Source organism: Anaeromicropila herbilytica, from assembly GCF_016591975.1.
Lineage (GTDB): Bacteria > Bacillota > Clostridia > Lachnospirales > Lachnospiraceae > Anaeromicropila > Anaeromicropila herbilytica.
Genome location: NZ_AP024169.1, coordinates 626278 through 645803, shown reverse-complemented (window position 1 = coordinate 645803; position 19526 = coordinate 626278). Strand labels below are relative to the sequence as shown.

Sequence of the window (19526 nt, the reverse complement as noted above, 5' to 3'; positions counted from 1 at the left end):
CGGGGTGTTCTCTCAACTGTTCTATTGTTCTATTACTGTAAGTACTTCTAGCATGGTGTACACTTCAAGTGAGATACCTCCCTGTCCCCGAATGCGGATTGGTCATAAGGCTCTCTGGAGTTCCCATAGCAATAATCTCACCGCCCTTATCTCCACCTTCTGGACCAAGTTCAATAATATAATCACAACTCTTTAATACCTCAACATTGTGTTCAATAACAATTACTGAATTGCCACTGGCAACCAACTGGTCTAATAGTTGAAGTAACAATGCTGTATCATACAGGCTAAGTCCGGTCGTTGGTTCATCTAACACATAGAGCATATTGCCCTTTAACTGCCGTCCTAACTCCTTTGCAAGCTTCACTCTCTGCGCCTCACCACCACTTAGAGAAGATGATGGCTGGCCAAGAGTTAAATAACCCATTCCCATCTTCTCTAAGATACTGAGTGGTTTCACAATATGATTCTGATCTTCAAAGAATGAAATGGCATTCGTAATACTCATCGCTAACACATCAGCTATTGTCTTTCCATTATAATGAACAGAAAGACTTTGTTCATTAAAGCGCTTACCATGACACGTCTTACAGAGCTTATCTACGGAAAAATCAGAGGTCAAAAATATTCTTTCATAACCACTACCTCCACAGTCTTTACAAGCCCCTTTTGAATGAAATGAAAAATGTCCAGCACTCATACTTCTTATTTTTGCTTCTGGCTGTTTTGCATATAATTCTCTGATTTTATCCCAGACACCAATATAAGAAACAGGAGTAGAACTTGCACTTCTTCCTATAGGTTCTTGTGATATCTTTACAAAGCCACTAATTCGTTCTACACCTTTTATACTGGTTGTATTATCACCCTTTCCAGATAACTCTTTTTTGTGTTCGAGTTCATCTATCTTATTATTTTTGCTTGCAATGTCCTTCTTGCATGCAATGTTCTTCTTGTATGCACTGGCAAGACATCTCAATAGTGTATCCTCTATCAAAGAACTCTTACCACTTCCGGATAATCCAGCAATACCAACCATTACATGAAGTGGAAACGCTACAGTTAAGTCTTTTAAATAATGAGTATTTGCGTGTTCCAAGATAAGGCAGTCCGATATATCTAACATATGCCTTGTGGCAGTCCGTTCTGGCATCAAACGTTTTCCATAAAAATATTGGCTAAGCAAAGTGTCAGCACTCTTGTATTCTTCATAATTGCCTTGGTAGACAACTTCTCCTCCTTCTACACCTGCCCTAGGACCAATCTCAATAATATAATCTGCATGATGAATCATCTCTTTATCATGCTCTACTACAATTACCGTATTTCCAAGATTTCTTAACTCCTTTACCGCTTCAATCATACTTTGCTTCTCGGATGGATGTAATCCTGCCATCGGTTCATCAAAAACATAGATCAAGGAATCTAATCTGGACTCTAGATGAATATGGAGAAAGATACGCTGTACCTCGCCACCACTTAAGGAAGACATCTCTCTATAAAGAGTCAGATGTCCTAGACGAAACTGGATCAGATGCTTTAATTTCTCCTTCATCTTCTTTACTACGTTCTTGCTAAATTGTGATAGTTCTTCCTCTGGTATTTCATTTAAGAAATCTAGAAGACTTGTAAGCGTCATTTGCCCTAGCTCACCAATCCGCTTTCCATGAAGGAATACTCCTCTCGCTTCTTTGCCAATTCGTTCACCATGACAATCTGGACAAATGGTCTTCTCATAGACTTCCTCCACATCCTCACCTTTTTCAAAGGCATTTCTTAGTATCCGCTCCAGACAGTAGCTTTGTTTGCCATTATCATACGTTCCATAGACCACTTCGCCCCTTATATCATCTGGAAGTTCCCAGAATGGGGTATCAAAATACATGCCGTACTTCTTCTTTAGAAGCTGTAAGAAACCAGTTGTTACTTGCAGACTCTCATAGATCTTAGAAAGGGTTGTTTTTCTATCTGGAATTAGATGCTCTAGATTGATATCATAATAAGAACCTCTTCCTTGGCAACTAAGACACATGCCATCAGCAGTTGTATAGAGAAAAAAGCTTGGTGAGAGATGTTTATAATACTCTTCCATAACTTTTCCGTCACTGGCATAGATGAGAGCCAATTGGTTAAGAATTGTTGTCTTTGTACCTACAGTAGAACGAGGATTACTCTGTCTTATAGTATTCTGGCGAACCGCCACCGTTGGACCGATTCCTTCCATCGTATCGAAACGGTCCTCTCTATCAAGTCCAGCCAGAATGCCAATCGAACTTAGATATTGATTCTTGCCTTCTTCAAACAAGATATCAAATGCAAGACTTGATTTACCTGAACCACTGATTCCAGTAATGACCACTAGTTTATTCTTAGGAATTGTTAGACTAATATTTTTTAGATTATGGATTCGTGCACCTTGAATCTTAATTTCTTCCATTTACTCACCTCGGAATCGAATTCAGCATACAAGGTATCTTTAAAAGATGCCCTAGAAATGAATGGGTTCAATAGGAACGTAGATGTCAACCTCGTGAATTTGTCTCTCCTCATCGACATGTGGAACATAGCGATATACTTCAAATGGACTGTAGCCTCTTGGAACATAACCACTGCCCGAGATCCACTCCTGATACATGTAATTCCACGCATCAGCGTACTGTTCCCTCTCAATCTGAAAATGTCCAACTGCATACAAACCGCCTTCTAACTTCATCCTTCCAAGGATTCCGTCTTCCTGTATTGGAATATCCTCTGGCACCGTTAGACACAGACTGGTACGAAACTGACTCTCCTCTCCAAACTCAGGATTGTCATGATACATAGCAAGAACCCAGTTCTGACCATCCACCAGTAGGTGTTGATTACTAGCATGAACAAACAATGTCTGAATCAGATTCTCATACTCCTTCGCTAATGTCTCGTAAGTACCTGTATGTCTTACGTAAGCAATCTGTTTCTCCTCCAGATGCTCTATGGTAATCTGTACGGTTACAGGACACGGATTTCCTTCCCATTCTTTCTTTGCTGTGTTCTTATTGTACTCAGACAATAAAAAAGGTTCTTTGCAATTCTTGCTATATTCTTTTCGGTACTCTCTTGGGCTAATCCCATAATAATTCTTAAACGCCCTTGTAAATACAGCTGAATCAGAAAGCCCTAGTTCATAGGCAATGTCCGTCATATTCTTATCTGGCCGATGTGCCAATAGAAACAATGCATTCTCCATACGAATCCGGGTTACATAATGGCCTAAAGATTCATGTATCATTCCCTGGAATATCCGACTAAAATGATATTTGGAAAATCCTGCAGCATTCGAAAGTTCTTCTATGGACATGGAACGTCCTAAATGTTGCTCGATGTAATCTTGCACTTTGTGAATTCTTCGTATGTACTCTTCCTGACACTTTTGATCTGACATATGGATTCCTCCTATTTTTTGTTAATTTCAATTTTAAAATATACAATGTTTCGTTTCACACTAGCCTACATGCCTGCGACTTGCTCGCAGGCCTAAATTCAACGTGTGAAATATTTTCTATTTCAACTAGATCCACCTTTTATATAACAAATATGTTTGATATTTCTCACACTTGCTACCTATCAAAAAGGAGCAATCTTTCGATTGCCCCTGATTTCTTATCTATCCCTTGAATTTCATAATTATGATTTCATTATTTCTTTCTCTCTATATATACTACTTGAGTTAATTTACTAACAAAGAAGATTTGACAATAACTATATCATAAAACAATATATATTTTATTTCTATATATTTTAACAATTTACGGTAATGATAATTATAGTATATCCCTGACGCTAATTAAAGTATATTACGTGTGACAGATTTAGTGTCTCAAACCTATTTACTTATAACTGCCAATAGCTCCAAAATTATATATTTTGTCATAATCAGGATTACTTGAGATAAAATGAATAAATACAGGTGTATTGTCAAGATTGGGATTATTAACAAACAAAAATCGATCAGCTTGGCGTAAGGCTTGAAGTGCTGTCGGCATTTCGTTATAGAAAATACTATTTCTAATATAAGCATTTCCTTTTACACCTTTACCATCCACAATAACCGAACCAATTAAGGCAATCCCTTTTTTATTTTGCTCCCAAGCAACCCTTACCTCGTCACGCATTCTTGTAATTTGATCTTCTGCATAATTTCCAGCCACAAACACAAATAGCTCCGCCGTTATATCCGAATGTGTAATAGTATATTTCCTGCCCATAACAGGCTCATATGGTTTCATTATATCTCGATATTGCGCAAATACTTTTTGAGGATTAAGTTCTTTCACTTTCCAAACTTCCTTCAATCTAATTACTTATATTCTATTCACATTATTTTTATTATGCCATTCACAACTTTAAAAAATGTGATTATTGCTAGATACTCTTATTTATGATATGTTAGTTAGATATATCTTATAAACAGAATAGATTGATGAAATAATACATTTTAAGAACTTAATATGGAACTCTTTATCTATCTTCAATGAACTAGCAGCTAAAGAGGACGAAAGGAAGAAATTGAATGAAGGAGAAGTATTCTAATCAGATAGATTATGATACAACAACATTATGAAATGGAGTAAGATGAAACAACAATTGGAGGGCTTCCTTTGTCAATCACTTGTTGAAAGGGTAGATTACCGTGCTACAGGTTATCGTTATCTGCCAGATAAAATAGGAAGATGTTATATTACTGTTGATAAAAAAGAAATACTTAACTTTAATAATGAGAATACTCTGATTCGATGGTTTCAGACAGAACAAGAGATAAAGAATGACCCACACCTTCAAATCTCTATCAGTGCAGAAGACATCGATGGAGTCAAGAAGGAAACATGCGGAAAAGTGCCTGAGGAACGTTTGTTAGTAATAGCAAAAAAACGTAAGATATCCGATTATTCAAAGGACATGATGGAAGCACAAGCAGTGCTATGTAAATCCGATTTTTATGGTGCAGCGAATGCTTTTTTATCAACCCCCATAGAAGAAAGTCTTGAAAGTAAAGATATACTAATCAATATCTTCGCCTTGGTGGACCGAAGAGTTGGAAAAAAAAGGCTTCAAGACATGAGAGAAATGATGAAACTAAAGCATCCTATTGTACAGTATTTTTATGAACTACGTTGTGGTAATTAGAAAGAATTGATGTTTTCTGTACATCTTTTTTATATTCAGAGGCAAAAAGATGGGGATATCGCATATCCAATATATACAATATCCCCATCTTTAAATATCCAATTATGTAATTTAGGACACGTCTTACAAAGAGCCAGCTTTTTGTCTAAATCCTCATTGTTTTATCGCAAGATTATCGACATAGACTTCCACTTTCCTACAAACATATCAATTCCATACTTCCTTGGCTATCTCTCGAACAAGTCTTAATTTTTCCCACTGTTCTTCTTCTGTAAGTTTATTTCCCTCTTCTGTTGATGCAAATCCACATTGTGGGCTTAAGTATAATCGATCGAGTGGAACATACTTTGTAGCCTCTTTAATTCTGCTAATGATATACTCTTTATCTTCTAATTTTGGAGACTTTGTTGTAATCAGTCCCAATACCACCTTTTTGTCCTTACTTACATACTGAAGTGGTTCAAATCCTCCGGAACGCTCATCATCAAATTCTAGATAAAAAGCATCCACCTTTTCTTTTGCAAAAAGCTCTTTTGCGACAACCCCATAACCTCCTTCACAAGCCCAAGTAGAATGAAAATTACCTCTACAAATATGTGTATTAATCACAAGATCCTCTGGTTTTCCTTCTATCACCAGATTGTTTATTAATATTAATCTCTCTATGTGTTTTTGCAAGCCCTTTTCATCTGTACCAAGGATTAGACAAGCATTCGGATCAACACATACTCCCCATGTACAATCGTCAAACTGTATATTCCTACAACCAGCCTCATATAAATTTTGAATTACCTTTTTGTATCCCTTCACAATATCCTGTATTAATTCTTCCTCTACCGAATATATTTCTCTAGTTCGTTCTATATTATCTGGTGTAATCATCTGAAATAAAAACTGAGCAGGTGCTGGTATTGTCTGACGAGCAACGATATCCTTTTCTTCAAACTGTTTTACAAACTTAAAATGTTCTACAAATGGATGTGAATCTACTGATACTTTCCCTGTTAAATAAGTATCATCAATTAAAGCTGGTTCCCCATGAAATGGGATTCCTATCTTAGTCTTATTATGCCCGACTCCTGAAAATGCCCACATAAAGTCAAGATGCCATGAACCTCTTCTGAATTCTCCATCTGTAATGACAGAAAGTCCTGCCTTTTTTTGTTTTTGAATCAAATCTATAATTGCTTTATCTTCGATTTCTTTTAATTCTTCTTTGCTTATTATTCCATCAGTATAACTATTTCGTGCTTGTTTTAAATACTCAGGTCTTAAAAAACTTCCTACAATGTCATATCGAAAAGGTGCATTTTTACTCATAATATTATCTCCTGTCTTCTTTTTATTTTTTAGAAATTATGGTTAGGGTGTCAAATTCATTTTCAATATACCTTCATAAACTTAAAATAACTTTTGGCACACTAACCAATTATGTAACTTCAATAATTAATTTTCCTAGCTAGTCAGATTAATTCGTTGATTGAAATGTATTATAAACTAATTTGTTAAATTTGAATAATATAAAAAAATGTGAGTTTGATATAGTTATTAGCTATATCAACTCACATTTTTCATTCTATCTGTCAATTCTTATGTTATGTTTATTCCGAATGAGTTAATTCAGAAACATGCTTTTTTAAAGCGTCTTTATATGATTTTCCATATCTGCTTAATGCCATATTAGCTTGTTTTATCGTCCCCACTCTCATATGTTCTTCCACAAGCAATGGCCTAGCAATAATATTCTCTCCATTTAATTCTTTACTTATGACTCCCGTACTAACGGTATATCCATTCAGTCCTATTGCTAGATTGAATAGAGTTGCACGGTCTCTGACTTTTATATTTTTATTACGATCAAGCGTACTTAAGATTTCCTCTGAAAAATAAAACGCATTGTTATCTCCCTGTTCAAATGATAGATAAGGATACTCCTCTAATTCTTCCAAACTAATTGCTTCTAGTTCTGCCAAGGGGTGCTTCGAACTAATAAATACATGGGGCTTTGCAATAAATAATTCTTCAAAAACTAAACCATTCTGCTTTATCAATTTGCTGATTACTTCTTCATTTTTTGAAGAAGTATATAGAATCCCAAGTTCGCTCTTTAGCCTGCTTACATCTTCAATAATTTCATAAGTTTGTGTTTCTCGAAGTGTAAAATCATACTCATTCCCTGCAAATTCTCTTATTACATCTACAAATGCATTTACTGCAAAGGAATAATGCTGAGTAGAAACTGAGAATATTGGTCTTTGACTCCCTACATTTAAGAATTTATGTTCTAGAAGATTGGCCTGTTCTAGAACTTGTCTTGCATATGAAAGGAATTCATCCCCTATGTTAGATACTACAATACCTTTATTCGTTCTATTAAATATTGTAATCTGCATCTCATTTTCCAAGTCCTTAATTGCATTCGTCAGGGTTGGCTGAGATACAAACAGTTCTTTAGCTGCATCACTGATTGTCCCCTTTGCTGCAACAGTTACTACATATTTTAATTGCTGTAATGTCATTTTCTCATCTCCTACTCTGCTCATACACAAAAAGGGGCGCAATGGAATATTTTACTCCATTTACACCCCCTTATCTTCAAGATATCTATTGTGATATTTTTTTGGTTCTCTCTGAATCAATTCCGATATTCTTATTTCTCTTTTCCACTTTACCTGAACCAAGCTTTTTTTCAGGTTGAAGATAACCGCCTTTTGCTTTTTTCTCTTCTATTAATTTTTTCATTCTTTCCATATCTTTCATTGACATTATTATATTCCTCCATATAATGTATTCCACTTTATTCATATTTTTAATAACAAGACGTTCTCTACTTATGTTTACATTTCCTTGTCAATATATTTTACCATAATAGTCAACTGTTTTGTAATATAGTTCGTCAAACAGCATATACTATTTTCTGGCAAATATATAATCAAGAAGCCATATTTATACGAAAAATATAATAACAAGCTATAATAGGTTAATTAATTACAGTTTCAATGTTTTCTAATAGTATATGGAATTTTAATCATATACACTTTTCATTTATTTTACTTTGTTCCATCGGTACTGATATATATAATCGATATTTCCACTATCTTTACTTAACTTATATAAGTTTCCATTAGAAATTATGTAGAACGAATCATTTTTCTCAGATACAGAAATAGGGTTGTTCATTATACCAGCGTGATTATATGCAATTGACTTTGCCCATTTGATTGAATTCTCTTTTAATGAAACCATAGAAATCCTTAGATTTTTATCATTTCTCTTTTGATGATATGCGATTAATGCTGAATTCCTATCTTCTGCCCATAAGATGCTAAGATCCAATAGATTCGAATAATAGCTGGTACAAGCCTCTGTCACCCATTGCATATCCTCCTCGGATAATCTGTTGATATTAGCTAATGATTCGAATTTTTCCGATAAAATCTCCTTATAATCAGGGCTTTCTATCAAAGTGTTGTTAGTCAAATCAACCCTGTAATATTTACCGTCTAGTGCATATAAGTATAATTCATTTTCTGACACTAAGTAATAATCAGATTCATTATAACTTAAATTATCTTTTAACTCTGGAATTTTTTCTACCCATTCTTTCTCTGTAAGGACTACTTTCCCTGTCCTCGGGTTGATAAAGTAGAGCTTTTCTTTTTTATTGTTAATAGTTAGAATTCCCTTGGTGCTCTCTCCTATGATATATTCCTGCCATCCGGAAAGGCGAGTCCAGCACTTGGTCCCATTCTCTAAGTCAACCGCTACTAGCGTAAATTTCACAACATTAGTTGTAACTCCATGTTCAACTCCATTCGGAAGGACCATTCTCATTTTATTGATAGCTAACGTGTGATTACCTTCTTCTACTGTTATCGTTGGGGATTCTAATTCAATTGATACATTACTAAGTGCACCGTTAAATACTATCAGAAAAAAGGAACCTGCTAGAAATTCGGCAAAAAGGATGAAAACAACTCCCCAAATCGATTCTATTATTTTCTTCTCTTTCCTAATAATTTTCTTTACGCGTTTTACCAGGAATAGAAAACAGCTAACAATCATAACGGTATATATAATATATAAGACGATGTCTTGCATAAACCAACCACTAGAAACCCAATTATTAAAAAACTTTTTTCGAAGCAACAAAAAAATAAATTCTCCAAGAATGAAATAGATCACTATCATTAAGAACAATCTACGAAAATAGCAACTTATCTTTGTCTGAATTGTACTATTGATCATCTTATAAGTTAATAAACCGAATTGGAATAGAATCCAACCATACAAAATTGTTAATACTACATTATGAATCAAATCCTCATCATAAAACCAACATGTAACAATATCTAGCATAATTTCCTCCACTATTTCCCTTCAAAATTATATATGAAAAACAAAAGATGCTTTTAAAGAAATCATTCTTAAAGCATCCTCTTTCCTTATATCTCTATAGAATTAATTTATTCTTTATTATTCTTAAGTAATTAATTCCATCAATTACTATATTCCACATTGTTTTGAAGTTTATCATACTATTTATATTTCGTCCATAGGACTCAATTCCTACTAATGCACTCCAAAGAATCAAAGAATTAACATAACGTTGTTTTTTATAATCAAAAAAACAAGCTGAGTCAATATAACTATGTCTCAGCTTGTAATTTACAATATCAGTAACTTATAACACCATGAGCTATTAAGAAATCTACCATCAGAACCTATATTTTACTAGCATCTCTTCTAGATGGGCTACTAAACAACCCTTCAAAGTGTCGTATCAAAGATTCGAGGGGTCCAATAGGAAGTCTCGTAAGAAGACCTCCTGCGATAAGGACCGCTATCGCAACAAGTATATCACCAAATAAAATTGCTCCAATGTCAATACTCGTAACATCAATTCCAACGATATTAAATCCCCATGCAATAACAAATTGAACTACGTACAACGTTAATGCTACACGCCCGACTGCACTAAAAGGTTTAAGTATAGCAGTATTTTTCTTAGATATCAAGCACAGCAATCCAAGTATAATTAGAGATCCTCCAGTTCCTATTAGCAATTCAAAGGTAGACCCACCTTGTGGCATATCCACAAATAACATTTGCCATTGCGGTGGTTGCGTGTTCATAGGCCAGATTGCATAAGGATCTACCTTAGCATTCGTAATGCCTGGAAAATGTGTATACCATGTCACAAAAGATTTAAGTACCCCTGGAAGTACAAAGGTTGCAATTAACTTAAAGGGAATCAGTATTGTAATACCAATTGTGATCAAGCGTAATGCAATACGTGTATTATGAAGATCAAGACGCCCAATTGCCATACCAGCTACAAAAACAGGAGCCCAAGCAAGTCCAGATAAGGGACCACCAGCAATATCACTTAATAAAGCTACATCATGAAACAGGCTTAATCCTAAAATCATAATTGGTGGACTCACAATAAATAAAATGCATGATATTCGAATCAAAGCGCGTGTTGAACAACGAATTAGTAATAAAGCAAATATAAATAACATTGCGTAGGCTGGCAAAACCACTCCAAATGGACCATTTAACAGGATAAGAATATATCCAACCAAATCAATAAATACTGTTCTTGCCAATATTCGTGCTCGGAACACGGTTGGCTCTACTTCATTTTCTCTCATTCGTTTTGACATAATAGAATAGGATATCCCAGAGCATAGGATGAATAAAATCATCGTATTTCCAGACACAAAGCTATTTCTTTGGTTTAGAGCAAAATGCTGTATAAACATTCCAATTACTGCCAACCCTCTCGCAGCATCAAGAGCAATGAGTCGTTTTGAACTTTGCTTTTCTTGCATAATTGGATTCTCAATTTCTTTATTCATCATAACTAAAAGTGTCCTTCCTTTATCTTTCATATTCTGGGGTAACATTTTTATTGGCTCCAGCATCAAAAATAGAGTTTGCTAGTAATCGATACTGATTCTGAGTATGACCATCATTAAGCAAATCATTAGCAAAAACAGTTAATTGTTTCTTCTCTCCTTTATACTTGAAAGCTAAGATTTTTCCTCTGGCAGCATCGTGTCCAGGCCACCATCCTGCTTTAAAAAAGTCACTCTTATCACTAATAAGAGCAAGTATTTCTGCTGTTTTGGGTACACTCGTGATATAAGAACCTGTGATTGTGTAAAAGTACTCCTGTTCATTATAAGGTGCAGTAATTACATTATCTTGTTTTACATTTGTCAAGAAAACACCTTCGTATCTTTCCCATTCAGGTCCCTTAAATTCGAATTCAGGTATCAGATTTTTAATATTCATCATACCCATGTTTCCAAAAGCAATGTAAGGTTTACCTTCATTTACATACTTGTCAGAGTCAAAAGTATTAACTAGCACATCTGCAACTGATTGATTATCTGTTACTTTAAAGCCCAATTCTTTCAATACATCAGCTGTTTGACCAAGTGCCCCAACTATAGATCTATTAAGGGTCTTTCCATCTGGCTTAGTGTTAGAAAATGTTTTAACATCTAAATAATATTTGGAAGCCACTGGCTTTAAATCTTTATAAGATACCACGAAATCACCTGCCTCGTAATCTGGTCCACCTTGAGTGAGCATCGTAACAGTCTTATCAGCTGCAATCAAGCTATTCACAGCTTTGATTGCGTCATTATTACTATTTTTAATCAAAACAAATTCACTACTAGTAGGTATTTTAGTCTCTGGAATCGATATGGATGTGACTGATGAAGTTTTATCCGTAAATGCCTTTGCCTCTCTTACAATATAACGATCAAATCCCCGCAAATCATGAAAATTCTGAATAAACTCTCCCGATACCCACTTATAGTCGGATACATCTATCCCATCATACAATACTAAGTTCGCAAATCCACGCTCAGCTTGGTGCATATTGATTACAAAGGAATCTGCAGGATAAGTAATACCAGCAACGGTTACATCTTTTGTTGAACGTTCTACCTTAACTCCATTACGTAACAGATACTTAACCATCCGATAGACTTCCAAAGGGTTTTTTTGAACGCTACTATTAATTGGAAGAATGTAATATTCTGGGTAAAAGTTTTGATTGCATATACGTGGACGTCCTATCTCTTCGTTTTTTGCATTAAGCAAATAACGGTCAACAGAATGATCATCGATATTATTCACTCCTCGTTCATAGATTTTTAATTGATTTAAAAACAAATCCTTTTTCTTCTGTATAACATAATTTGTAGCACCAGCTGTACTATAAAATAAAGCTTTTGTCGATTCTTCATTCATCTCTGGAATCTCTATTGTATGTCCCATGGCACCGTGATGCATGGCTAGTGATGCAGTATATGCTGCCGATAAATCATCCCAATTTGACTCTGTACCCTTTGTTACATATTTTGGATCACTTATAAATTTTTGATGTTCTTCGTAAGGAATATAGTATCTTTTGTATTTCGTATTTGCAATTCCTGCCTCTCCCATCGCTTTAGCTTGTTCTACCATATGATTCATCAATAGATCGATTTCTACATTGGGATCATGTGGCGGAGTACATGGTTCAATCAGGAAATTCCCATCGAATCCATGCATATCCAAAAATGAAATGGGTGACCATTTTGCGATTTGTTCCGTTACAGCTTGAGTTTCTGGCTGCGTCTGATATGTATTATCACGATTCAAATCATAATCCTTAGCATTATATCTTGTTCCATGTTCTAGTCCATCTGGGTTATCCGTATAAACGAAAATGAAAAATACATGTTTCAGTGCATCATCTATTTTCAAAGTTGTCTTATTAGACTTCATTTTTGACTTTATTGTATTATATGTAACCTTATTATCTAAGGCCATAGCTTTAAAATAGTTAAGAATTGCACTGACTCCTGGGGTTTCGTTTGGATGAATATTATTCAACCAAATTGGTACCTGATAATCGCTAAGGATTCCTGAATTAATTTTCTCTTGCAACTTCTTAGGATTGTTCAACATAGCTGGATGTATCACCTTCTGATACTTATCAATAGTTGCTTTATCCTTGGCAAGAATAGTTAAGTAAATATCACGTCCTTCAACAGATTTTCCTATCGAGGTAGTCTTAATATATCTGTGATTTTTCTTAGCTGCCTGTGCTGTGATTGAATCAATTTCTGTCTTTAAATCCATGTAACTATAGTAGCTATCATAAGGTGTCAACTTTATAGAATTCTGCGCAATTACTCGTCCCTTCGACTTGACTGCAAGGTTATATGTACCCAATAAGGATTTGTATAAAGGTCGTTGTAATCTTGGTTCATTCAAATTAGAAGTATCATATGGTAAATCAAATGTGATTTTTGCATGAACTCTGCCACTGGTTACCTTTATGTTATGAACAGTTATAAAGGAAGGACCGTCATAGCTTCGTTCTTTATATTTTTTCCACTGAGACAAAGGTTTTCCACCATATGTCCAGCTTATGCTCTTTACGCTAACATCCTTTGGGAGTGTAAATGTAGCGTTGAATGTACGTTTCTCTGTCATAGATGCGACACTATGGTCAAGTTTTAAAACTTGTGGAGATGCAGATTTTTTAGCTGCATTCACAACATCTGTTCTGACAAACCCTAAAGTGGTGGCTCCTAATAACAATACAAGCGATAGCAGCAATAATACATAATTTTTTAATTTTAATTTCCTGTTCATGGTGGCATTTCATCCCCTTTTTTACTTAATTTCTCATTATATGTTTCATTCAATCTCACATTTTACTAACATATGAACCAGATTGTACTAGTGCTATGTGACATCAAGGTGACGCAATATCTTATTTTTACTGCTGCAATTCTGCTAGATGATTCGTTGCTTCTGTCTCGGTATCACCATAGAGATACATAAATAGTTTCTTGATATTCTCATTCCAATCATACACAAGAGGATATGTAACATTCAGATATTTTCTTGGACCTTCGAAGGCACCATCCACTGGTAATCGAAATGTATCTAAGTTATTGATTTTATTTTCAATTCCTTCCTCAAGAAATCGTTCTATGGTATCTTCTGACAGATCGGTAGTAATATAACCCAACCCTTCCTTTGTAACGCCAATAAGCTTAATTGGATCATAGGCTGTACATTTCTTAAATATCTGATTTATTACTCTCCTCTGTCTTAACGTCCTACCGAAATCATCGGCTACATTTCCAAGTGTAGGCACATGACGAACTCTGCAATATCCAAGAGCCTGATTACCGTTTAATATGTTTACTCCTTCTCTTACATTTCGATATTTACGATTGGATACATAATTGGTTCTATTTAAATAATCTGCTTCCACCTTAGTCAGTTCTACTTTTACCCCACCAATTAAGTCAACTATGTTGGCAAAATCATTAAAATTAACACTAGCATAACCATTAATTCCTATTTTATAGTTTTTCTCTATTGTATCTACTAATAAGTTGATTCCACCTTTTGGATAAGCAGAATTAAGCTTATTATTCATATATCCCGGAATCTCCACATAGCTATCTCTCATCAGTGATACTAGTTTAATGGTATTTTTCTTAGTATTTAAAGACGCAATAATCATGGAATCCGTGTTTCTTGCACCACCAATTTCTTCAATACCTATGAGTAAAATATTTATTACATCTTTATCATGTCTTACTGGATATTGACCACTTCCAATATCATTTAGGTTTGATACTGGTAACTGTTTTGAACTCCCAACTTTATGATTATCTTCTACTTTTACTTGGGAGTGAATATAATGTGCTGCTAACTTATATATTATTTTTCTCCCAGGACTTGTCTCAGTTAAAAATACTGCTACTAAAGCAAATACTGCTAGGATAATTCCCATACTCTTTAAAATTTTAATTTTTCTTTTTCTTTTCTTTTTCATTACCATCCTCCATTTTAGATCAGAAAGGCTTATTCTTAATTTTCACCCTTACTTTAATGCTTTATTAATAAGAGTTACTAATGCCTTGACACCTTTCGGTTGTAAATGTACACCATCCGATGCAAAATATTCTGGATGCTTAATTGCTACAGAATACCAATCTATTAATGTAACATTTTTTCTTTCCTTTGCTTTTTTCCTTAACATCTTATTAACATCTTTTTCCCATTGGCGTGGAACACGTGTATTAACTAAGTAAACATGTGCTTTCGAAAAAGAATTCAGCAACTTATTAATCTTACTATCTGAGAACGGTCCATTTGTTCCAAGTTCCAAGATAACTGCACTGTTTTTTGTGTTAAATTTTGAGTATTTAGGTGCTAATTTAACTGCCTGGATTAATTGTCTTCCCACTTTACCGTCAATTGTAATATTATGATATTTTCTATTAAGACTCGTAGATATATCAAGCATGATAGAATCTCCAATAGCTAGTATTTTATTGTAAGAAGCTTTAGAACTTGTCTTGCTTTTTTTAGTATAGGTATCTTTACTTGACATAACTACACTTGCAATTTCTTGTCTTCTCTGTTCTTTCTGTTGTTGACTATCATCTGAACTTCTAGCACACGCTGTAATAGAAATAATTCCCATACCGATAACTAGTACCATAGTAATACACCTTGCGAATATTACACATTTTGATTTAATTCCTTTCATAATTAAAAACCTCCTAAAATATTCTCTAAAACCATTTTTACGTATTGGCATTTCAATAAAGCGATATGATATCTCAGCAATAATAAGTGTAGCCATCAGTTGTAATGCCACTCGCCAGTAATTAGCGTTTCCAATTTCATATGCTGGAGTACTTAAGATAAAGATTGGATAATGCCAAAGATAAATACCATAAGACCTCTTTCCTATATAGCTTAAAGGCTTCCAGGCCATAAGATGTCCCAGATAATTTCCTGGGCTACTAATACACGCGATTAATACAGCTGTATTCAAGCCAATGAAAAACATTCCACCTCTATATAGAAAAGGATCATATTCCTTTACTAAATGGACACTAAAAATAAGAATAGCAAATGAAATTGTACCTACTATATTTAATTTTTGTCGCTGTCTTATAGCAAATCTTCTTATACGATAATTATTTACAGGATAGATCACAGCTAAACACCCTCCTATTAGAAGTTCAAAAGCACGGGTATCTGTGCCATAATAGACACGACTGGGATCTTCAAAAGGCTGATATACGATTGCCATCCATATTGCAGAACATATTGCAGTCATAAATATAATAATTGAAAGATTCTTTTGCTTTTTGAAAAGTGTAATTCCTGTGATCAAAACAATTGGCCATATCATATAAAATTGTTCTTCTATTGCTAAAGACCAAAGGTTTTTAAATGGAGAAGGTGATTGAAAGCTATCAAAGTAGGATACCTTATGAAAAATAAGCCACCAGTTACTCATATAGAAAATAGAAGCCACTGAATCACCTTTCATTTTTGTTATTAAATTAGAGTTAAAAATAGCTGTCCAAGAAAAAATAGTAAGTATCATTATGTAGGCAGCTGGCAACAATCTTCGAATACGCCTAATCCAAAACATAGGTAAATTGAAATTAGATTCCTTATTCAGCATTAAAATATTAGATGTTATAAGAAAACCTGATATTACAAAAAATACATCAACACCAAGGAATCCACCAAAAGCAAAACTAAAACCAAAGTGGTAACATACAACAGATAATATTGCAAAAGCTCGAAGTCCATCTAATCCATTGATATAGTAACTTTTATTTATACTTAAACTATTGATATCCTGATTCATACTTTTTGGCATAGTACTCTCCCTTCTTAATTAATCCCATTTTTTAAATGTAATATTAATTATTTTATTTTTTAAATGAATAATGAGTTTGCAATGCAAACTCTCGCGCCAAGCGCGGTCGCATTAGCGACATCTTCCTTTCGCGCTTGTGTGCATCCTGCACGGAGTGCTTTTTAATTCATAGGAAACTCGAAGAAGTTTCCTATGAATTAAAAAAGCATCTTTACAATTTGCTAACTTATAAGCAAATTGTAAAGATGCTACGTGACGACAAAGTGACATATCTTAAGAATCTTTCACTTCTAACATAAAATAAAATCGAACTCCATTATCTGTATTTTGAACTCCATAAAAGCTTCCATGTTTCTCAAGAATCTGCTTACATATCGCTAAACCAAGCCCTGTACCACCAGTTTTTTTACTTCTTGATTTATCTTCACGATAAAATTTCTCCCAGATCTTATGAATCTCTGATTCGTTAATGTGACTTCCTTCATTACATACTGAAACTATAATATATCCATTTTGAGTCTCTGCTTTTAACGTAATTGTCTTATTCTCAGGTGTATGAATCACTGCATTTGTAATAAAATTCATAACTACCTGTTCGATCCTACTTTTATCCGCATATACCCATACTGCTTTATTCTCAAGTTCACTATTATATATAATATTTCTTTCTTCCATCATAGTGCTATACTTATTTCCAATCATTCTTAGGAATTCCGTACAATTAAATCTTTCCTGATTCAATTCATAGGTGATTGATTCAAGCCTTGATAAATCAAGTAATTCTTGTACCAGTTTATCCATTCGATCAACCTCATCCATAATAATACCCTGTGCTTCCAAAAGTTCGTCTTCCTTCAGTCTTTTCTCTATAATCATCTCATTAAAGCCTCGAATTAACGTTAACGGTGTCTTAAACTCATGGGATACTGCTGCAATAAATTCTTTCCTCATTTGGTCAATCTCTCTCTGCATATCTAGATCACCTTTAAGACCTTCATTCGCTTGCTTTAACTGGATAATAGTATCATTTAGCTTTTCAGAAAGAAAATTGATGCTATTTGAAAGATCACCTATTTCATCATTTGCCCTATAATCACATTTTTCCGTAAAGTCAAGGTTAATCATCCTTGCTGCTGTATCTCGTATTTTAAGAATTGGACGAGTTATGATAAAGGAAAAGACAAAGCCTAAAATGGATGCTATTAGGATCACTAGAATAAATAAATAGAAGCTATACTGTCTTAATATCAGATAGTTATTATTTGTATATACCTCCTTTGTAACTGCAACAGCATATCCTATCGCATAATCACTGTTAGAGGTTTGATAAATTGGCATACAAACGGCTATATATTTGGAGGGTAGATTAAATAATCCATTGATTCTAAAATCGAATCCCCACTTTAACGATTCCTTATTGTTACGCATCCTCTTTATAATATTATTGATATAACTTTTATCCAGTTTACCTGCTTCTTTCGATTGATATTTTATTTGATAGGAATTATCAATGAAATAATAGTAAGCTGAATTCTGTTCCTCATATTCATTTAAGAGATCTATATATTTTTGCTTGTCATTAGTAACTGGAATTTTGTTATACTGGGATACCATTGATTCCATTCGAGCATTTAAAACATCTACACGCTCTTTCGTATATTCAGTAAGATTCATTCTACTAACAATAAACAGCTGAGCTACAATAGCAATTCCTACTAAAAATATCATGGAAAATGCTATAATTAAATATAATTTTAATGTTATTTTTCTTTTGAACATGAGATTCTCCTATAAAATATTAATCCTTATACTTCAATAAATCTGTATCAAAACAATAACCTCTGCCACGTAGTGTTTTAATATAAATATTCTGATTTTTCAGTTTTTGTCTGAGTCGTTTTATATGAGTATCTACTGTTCTTGGATCACCATCATAGTCAAACCCCCATACTTTATCAAGTATTTGTTCTTTCGAAAGAATAATTCCATTATTATGAATAAGCAAAATAAGTAGGTTGATTTCTTTTTGAGTCAGTATAACAGGAACCTCATTTATTTGTACTTCACCATTTGCTAGGTCAACCATTAGTCCACCTGCTCTAAAAATACTACCGTTTTTACTGACTTTTCCCTCTACTCTTTTCATCATTGCTTGTGCTCTAGCTGCAAGAACTTTTAGACTGAATGGCTTAGTAACATATTCGTCTGCTCCATACTCAAATCCTCTAAGCTTATCCTCTTCCTGTGATTTGGCAGTTAACATGATGATAGGTACGTCCGATGTTTCTCTAATAATCTCACAAACACGTAATCCATCCGTTTCAGGTAACATAATATCAAGAAAAACAAGATCAATTTTTTCATTTTGAAAAACTCGAATCGCCTCCTCCCCTGTCTCTGCTTCTAAAATATTAAACCCTTCATCTCTAAAATAAACAGTTAATAACCTTCTGATTTTTGGATCATCTTCCACTATTAATAAGTTTCTTTTCATATTACTATTCCACCAACCCTATATAATATTATAATAATGTAATTAATTTCATACTTACTCATCAAAAACCAAATGATACATATACTATGTGACATCAAAGTGACATGTCTTAAGACATTTTATCCAGATGTCATCTTGTTAATA

General features: G+C 34.0%; 14 protein-coding genes. 1 reads left to right on the top strand and 13 read right to left on the bottom strand.

The window, feature by feature from the left end; translation table 11 throughout:
* Nucleotides 1–64: 64 nt before the first annotated feature.
* The 3 genes from bsdtb5_RS02700 to bsdtb5_RS02690 all read right to left on the bottom strand — a co-directional run bounded on the left by bsdtb5_RS02700 (nucleotide 65) and on the right by bsdtb5_RS02690 (nucleotide 4313).
* Nucleotides 65–2437, bottom strand: coding sequence for an excinuclease ABC subunit UvrA (locus tag bsdtb5_RS02700; protein WP_271714514.1), 2373 nt, complete (start codon nucleotides 2435–2437; stop codon nucleotides 65–67).
* Between the two features lie 51 nt (nucleotides 2438–2488).
* Nucleotides 2489–3421, bottom strand: a complete 933-nt coding sequence (locus bsdtb5_RS02695) for an AraC family transcriptional regulator (RefSeq protein ID WP_271714513.1) — start codon at nucleotides 3419–3421, stop codon at nucleotides 2489–2491.
* Nucleotides 3422–3866: 445 nt separating this feature from the next.
* Complete coding sequence (locus tag bsdtb5_RS02690) at nucleotides 3867–4313, bottom strand: staygreen family protein (protein ID WP_271714512.1); 447 nt, start codon at nucleotides 4311–4313, stop codon at nucleotides 3867–3869.
* Nucleotides 4314–4611: 298 nt separating this feature from the next.
* Between bsdtb5_RS02690 and bsdtb5_RS02685 the strand changes: the two genes are divergently transcribed.
* Nucleotides 4612–5163 (top strand): SF0329 family protein, encoded by a 552-nt coding sequence (locus bsdtb5_RS02685; RefSeq protein WP_271714511.1) that lies wholly within the window; start codon nucleotides 4612–4614, stop codon nucleotides 5161–5163.
* A 207-nt stretch (nucleotides 5164–5370) separates the two neighbouring features.
* Here bsdtb5_RS02685 and bsdtb5_RS02680 read toward each other — a convergent pair whose 3' ends face one another.
* From bsdtb5_RS02680 to bsdtb5_RS02635, 10 genes are all read right to left on the bottom strand, one after another.
* The gene (locus bsdtb5_RS02680) at nucleotides 5371–6483 is read right to left on the bottom strand and encodes a 5-methyltetrahydropteroyltriglutamate--homocysteine S-methyltransferase (RefSeq protein ID WP_271714510.1); all 1113 of its coding nucleotides are present in this window, start codon (nucleotides 6481–6483) and stop codon (nucleotides 5371–5373) included.
* Between the two features lie 281 nt (nucleotides 6484–6764).
* On the bottom strand, nucleotides 6765–7682 hold the full coding sequence (locus bsdtb5_RS02675) for a LysR family transcriptional regulator (protein ID WP_271714509.1): 918 nt from the start codon (nucleotides 7680–7682) through the stop codon (nucleotides 6765–6767).
* 85 nt (nucleotides 7683–7767) lie between these two features.
* On the bottom strand, nucleotides 7768–7929 hold the full coding sequence (locus bsdtb5_RS02670) for a hypothetical protein (RefSeq protein WP_271714508.1): 162 nt from the start codon (nucleotides 7927–7929) through the stop codon (nucleotides 7768–7770).
* Nucleotides 7930–8208: 279 nt separating this feature from the next.
* Nucleotides 8209–9522 carry a PA2928 family protein gene (locus tag bsdtb5_RS02665; RefSeq protein WP_271714507.1) on the bottom strand — a complete coding sequence of 438 codons (1314 nt, stop codon included), beginning with the start codon at nucleotides 9520–9522 and terminating at the stop codon, nucleotides 8209–8211.
* 365 nt (nucleotides 9523–9887) lie between these two features.
* Nucleotides 9888–11030 (bottom strand): DUF418 domain-containing protein, encoded by a 1143-nt coding sequence (locus bsdtb5_RS02660; protein WP_271714506.1) that lies wholly within the window; start codon nucleotides 11028–11030, stop codon nucleotides 9888–9890.
* Between the two features lie 19 nt (nucleotides 11031–11049).
* Nucleotides 11050–13833, bottom strand: a complete 2784-nt coding sequence (locus bsdtb5_RS02655) for a M14 family metallopeptidase (protein ID WP_271714505.1) — start codon at nucleotides 13831–13833, stop codon at nucleotides 11050–11052.
* A 127-nt stretch (nucleotides 13834–13960) separates the two neighbouring features.
* Nucleotides 13961–15034, bottom strand: a complete 1074-nt coding sequence (locus bsdtb5_RS02650; protein WP_271714504.1) for an LCP family protein — start codon at nucleotides 15032–15034, stop codon at nucleotides 13961–13963.
* Nucleotides 15035–15082: 48 nt separating this feature from the next.
* Nucleotides 15083–16888 carry an acyltransferase family protein gene (locus tag bsdtb5_RS02645; protein ID WP_271714503.1) on the bottom strand — a complete coding sequence of 602 codons (1806 nt, stop codon included), beginning with the start codon at nucleotides 16886–16888 and terminating at the stop codon, nucleotides 15083–15085.
* A 273-nt stretch (nucleotides 16889–17161) separates the two neighbouring features.
* Nucleotides 17162–18667: a sensor histidine kinase gene (locus tag bsdtb5_RS02640; RefSeq protein WP_271714502.1), complete on the bottom strand. Its 1506-nt coding sequence runs from the start codon at nucleotides 18665–18667 to the stop codon at nucleotides 17162–17164.
* Between the two features lie 19 nt (nucleotides 18668–18686).
* Complete coding sequence (locus bsdtb5_RS02635) at nucleotides 18687–19382, bottom strand: response regulator transcription factor (RefSeq protein ID WP_271714501.1); 696 nt, start codon at nucleotides 19380–19382, stop codon at nucleotides 18687–18689.
* Nucleotides 19383–19526 lie beyond the last annotated feature (144 nt).

Excerpts from the sequence above, each read along its gene's own strand:
- bsdtb5_RS02700 (WP_271714514.1), bottom strand. The coding sequence starts at position 2,437 with ATGGAAGAAATTAAGATTCAAGGTGCACGAATCCATAATCTAAAAAAT.
- bsdtb5_RS02695 (WP_271714513.1), bottom strand. The coding sequence starts at position 3,421 with ATGTCAGATCAAAAGTGTCAGGAAGAGTACATACGAAGAATTCACAAA.
- bsdtb5_RS02685 (WP_271714511.1), top strand. The coding sequence starts at position 4,612 with ATGAAACAACAATTGGAGGGCTTCCTTTGTCAATCACTTGTTGAAAGG.
- bsdtb5_RS02680 (WP_271714510.1), bottom strand. The coding sequence starts at position 6,483 with ATGAGTAAAAATGCACCTTTTCGATATGACATTGTAGGAAGTTTTTTA.
- bsdtb5_RS02675 (WP_271714509.1), bottom strand. The coding sequence starts at position 7,682 with ATGACATTACAGCAATTAAAATATGTAGTAACTGTTGCAGCAAAGGGG.
- bsdtb5_RS02670 (WP_271714508.1), bottom strand. The coding sequence starts at position 7,929 with ATGTCAATGAAAGATATGGAAAGAATGAAAAAATTAATAGAAGAGAAA.
- bsdtb5_RS02665 (WP_271714507.1), bottom strand. The coding sequence starts at position 9,522 with ATGCTAGATATTGTTACATGTTGGTTTTATGATGAGGATTTGATTCAT.
- bsdtb5_RS02660 (WP_271714506.1), bottom strand. The coding sequence starts at position 11,030 with ATGATGAATAAAGAAATTGAGAATCCAATTATGCAAGAAAAGCAAAGT.
- bsdtb5_RS02655 (WP_271714505.1), bottom strand. The coding sequence starts at position 13,833 with ATGAACAGGAAATTAAAATTAAAAAATTATGTATTATTGCTGCTATCG.
- bsdtb5_RS02650 (WP_271714504.1), bottom strand. The coding sequence starts at position 15,034 with ATGAAAAAGAAAAGAAAAAGAAAAATTAAAATTTTAAAGAGTATGGGA.
- bsdtb5_RS02645 (WP_271714503.1), bottom strand. The coding sequence starts at position 16,888 with ATGCCAAAAAGTATGAATCAGGATATCAATAGTTTAAGTATAAATAAA.
- bsdtb5_RS02640 (WP_271714502.1), bottom strand. The coding sequence starts at position 18,667 with ATGTTCAAAAGAAAAATAACATTAAAATTATATTTAATTATAGCATTT.
- bsdtb5_RS02635 (WP_271714501.1), bottom strand. The coding sequence starts at position 19,382 with ATGAAAAGAAACTTATTAATAGTGGAAGATGATCCAAAAATCAGAAGG.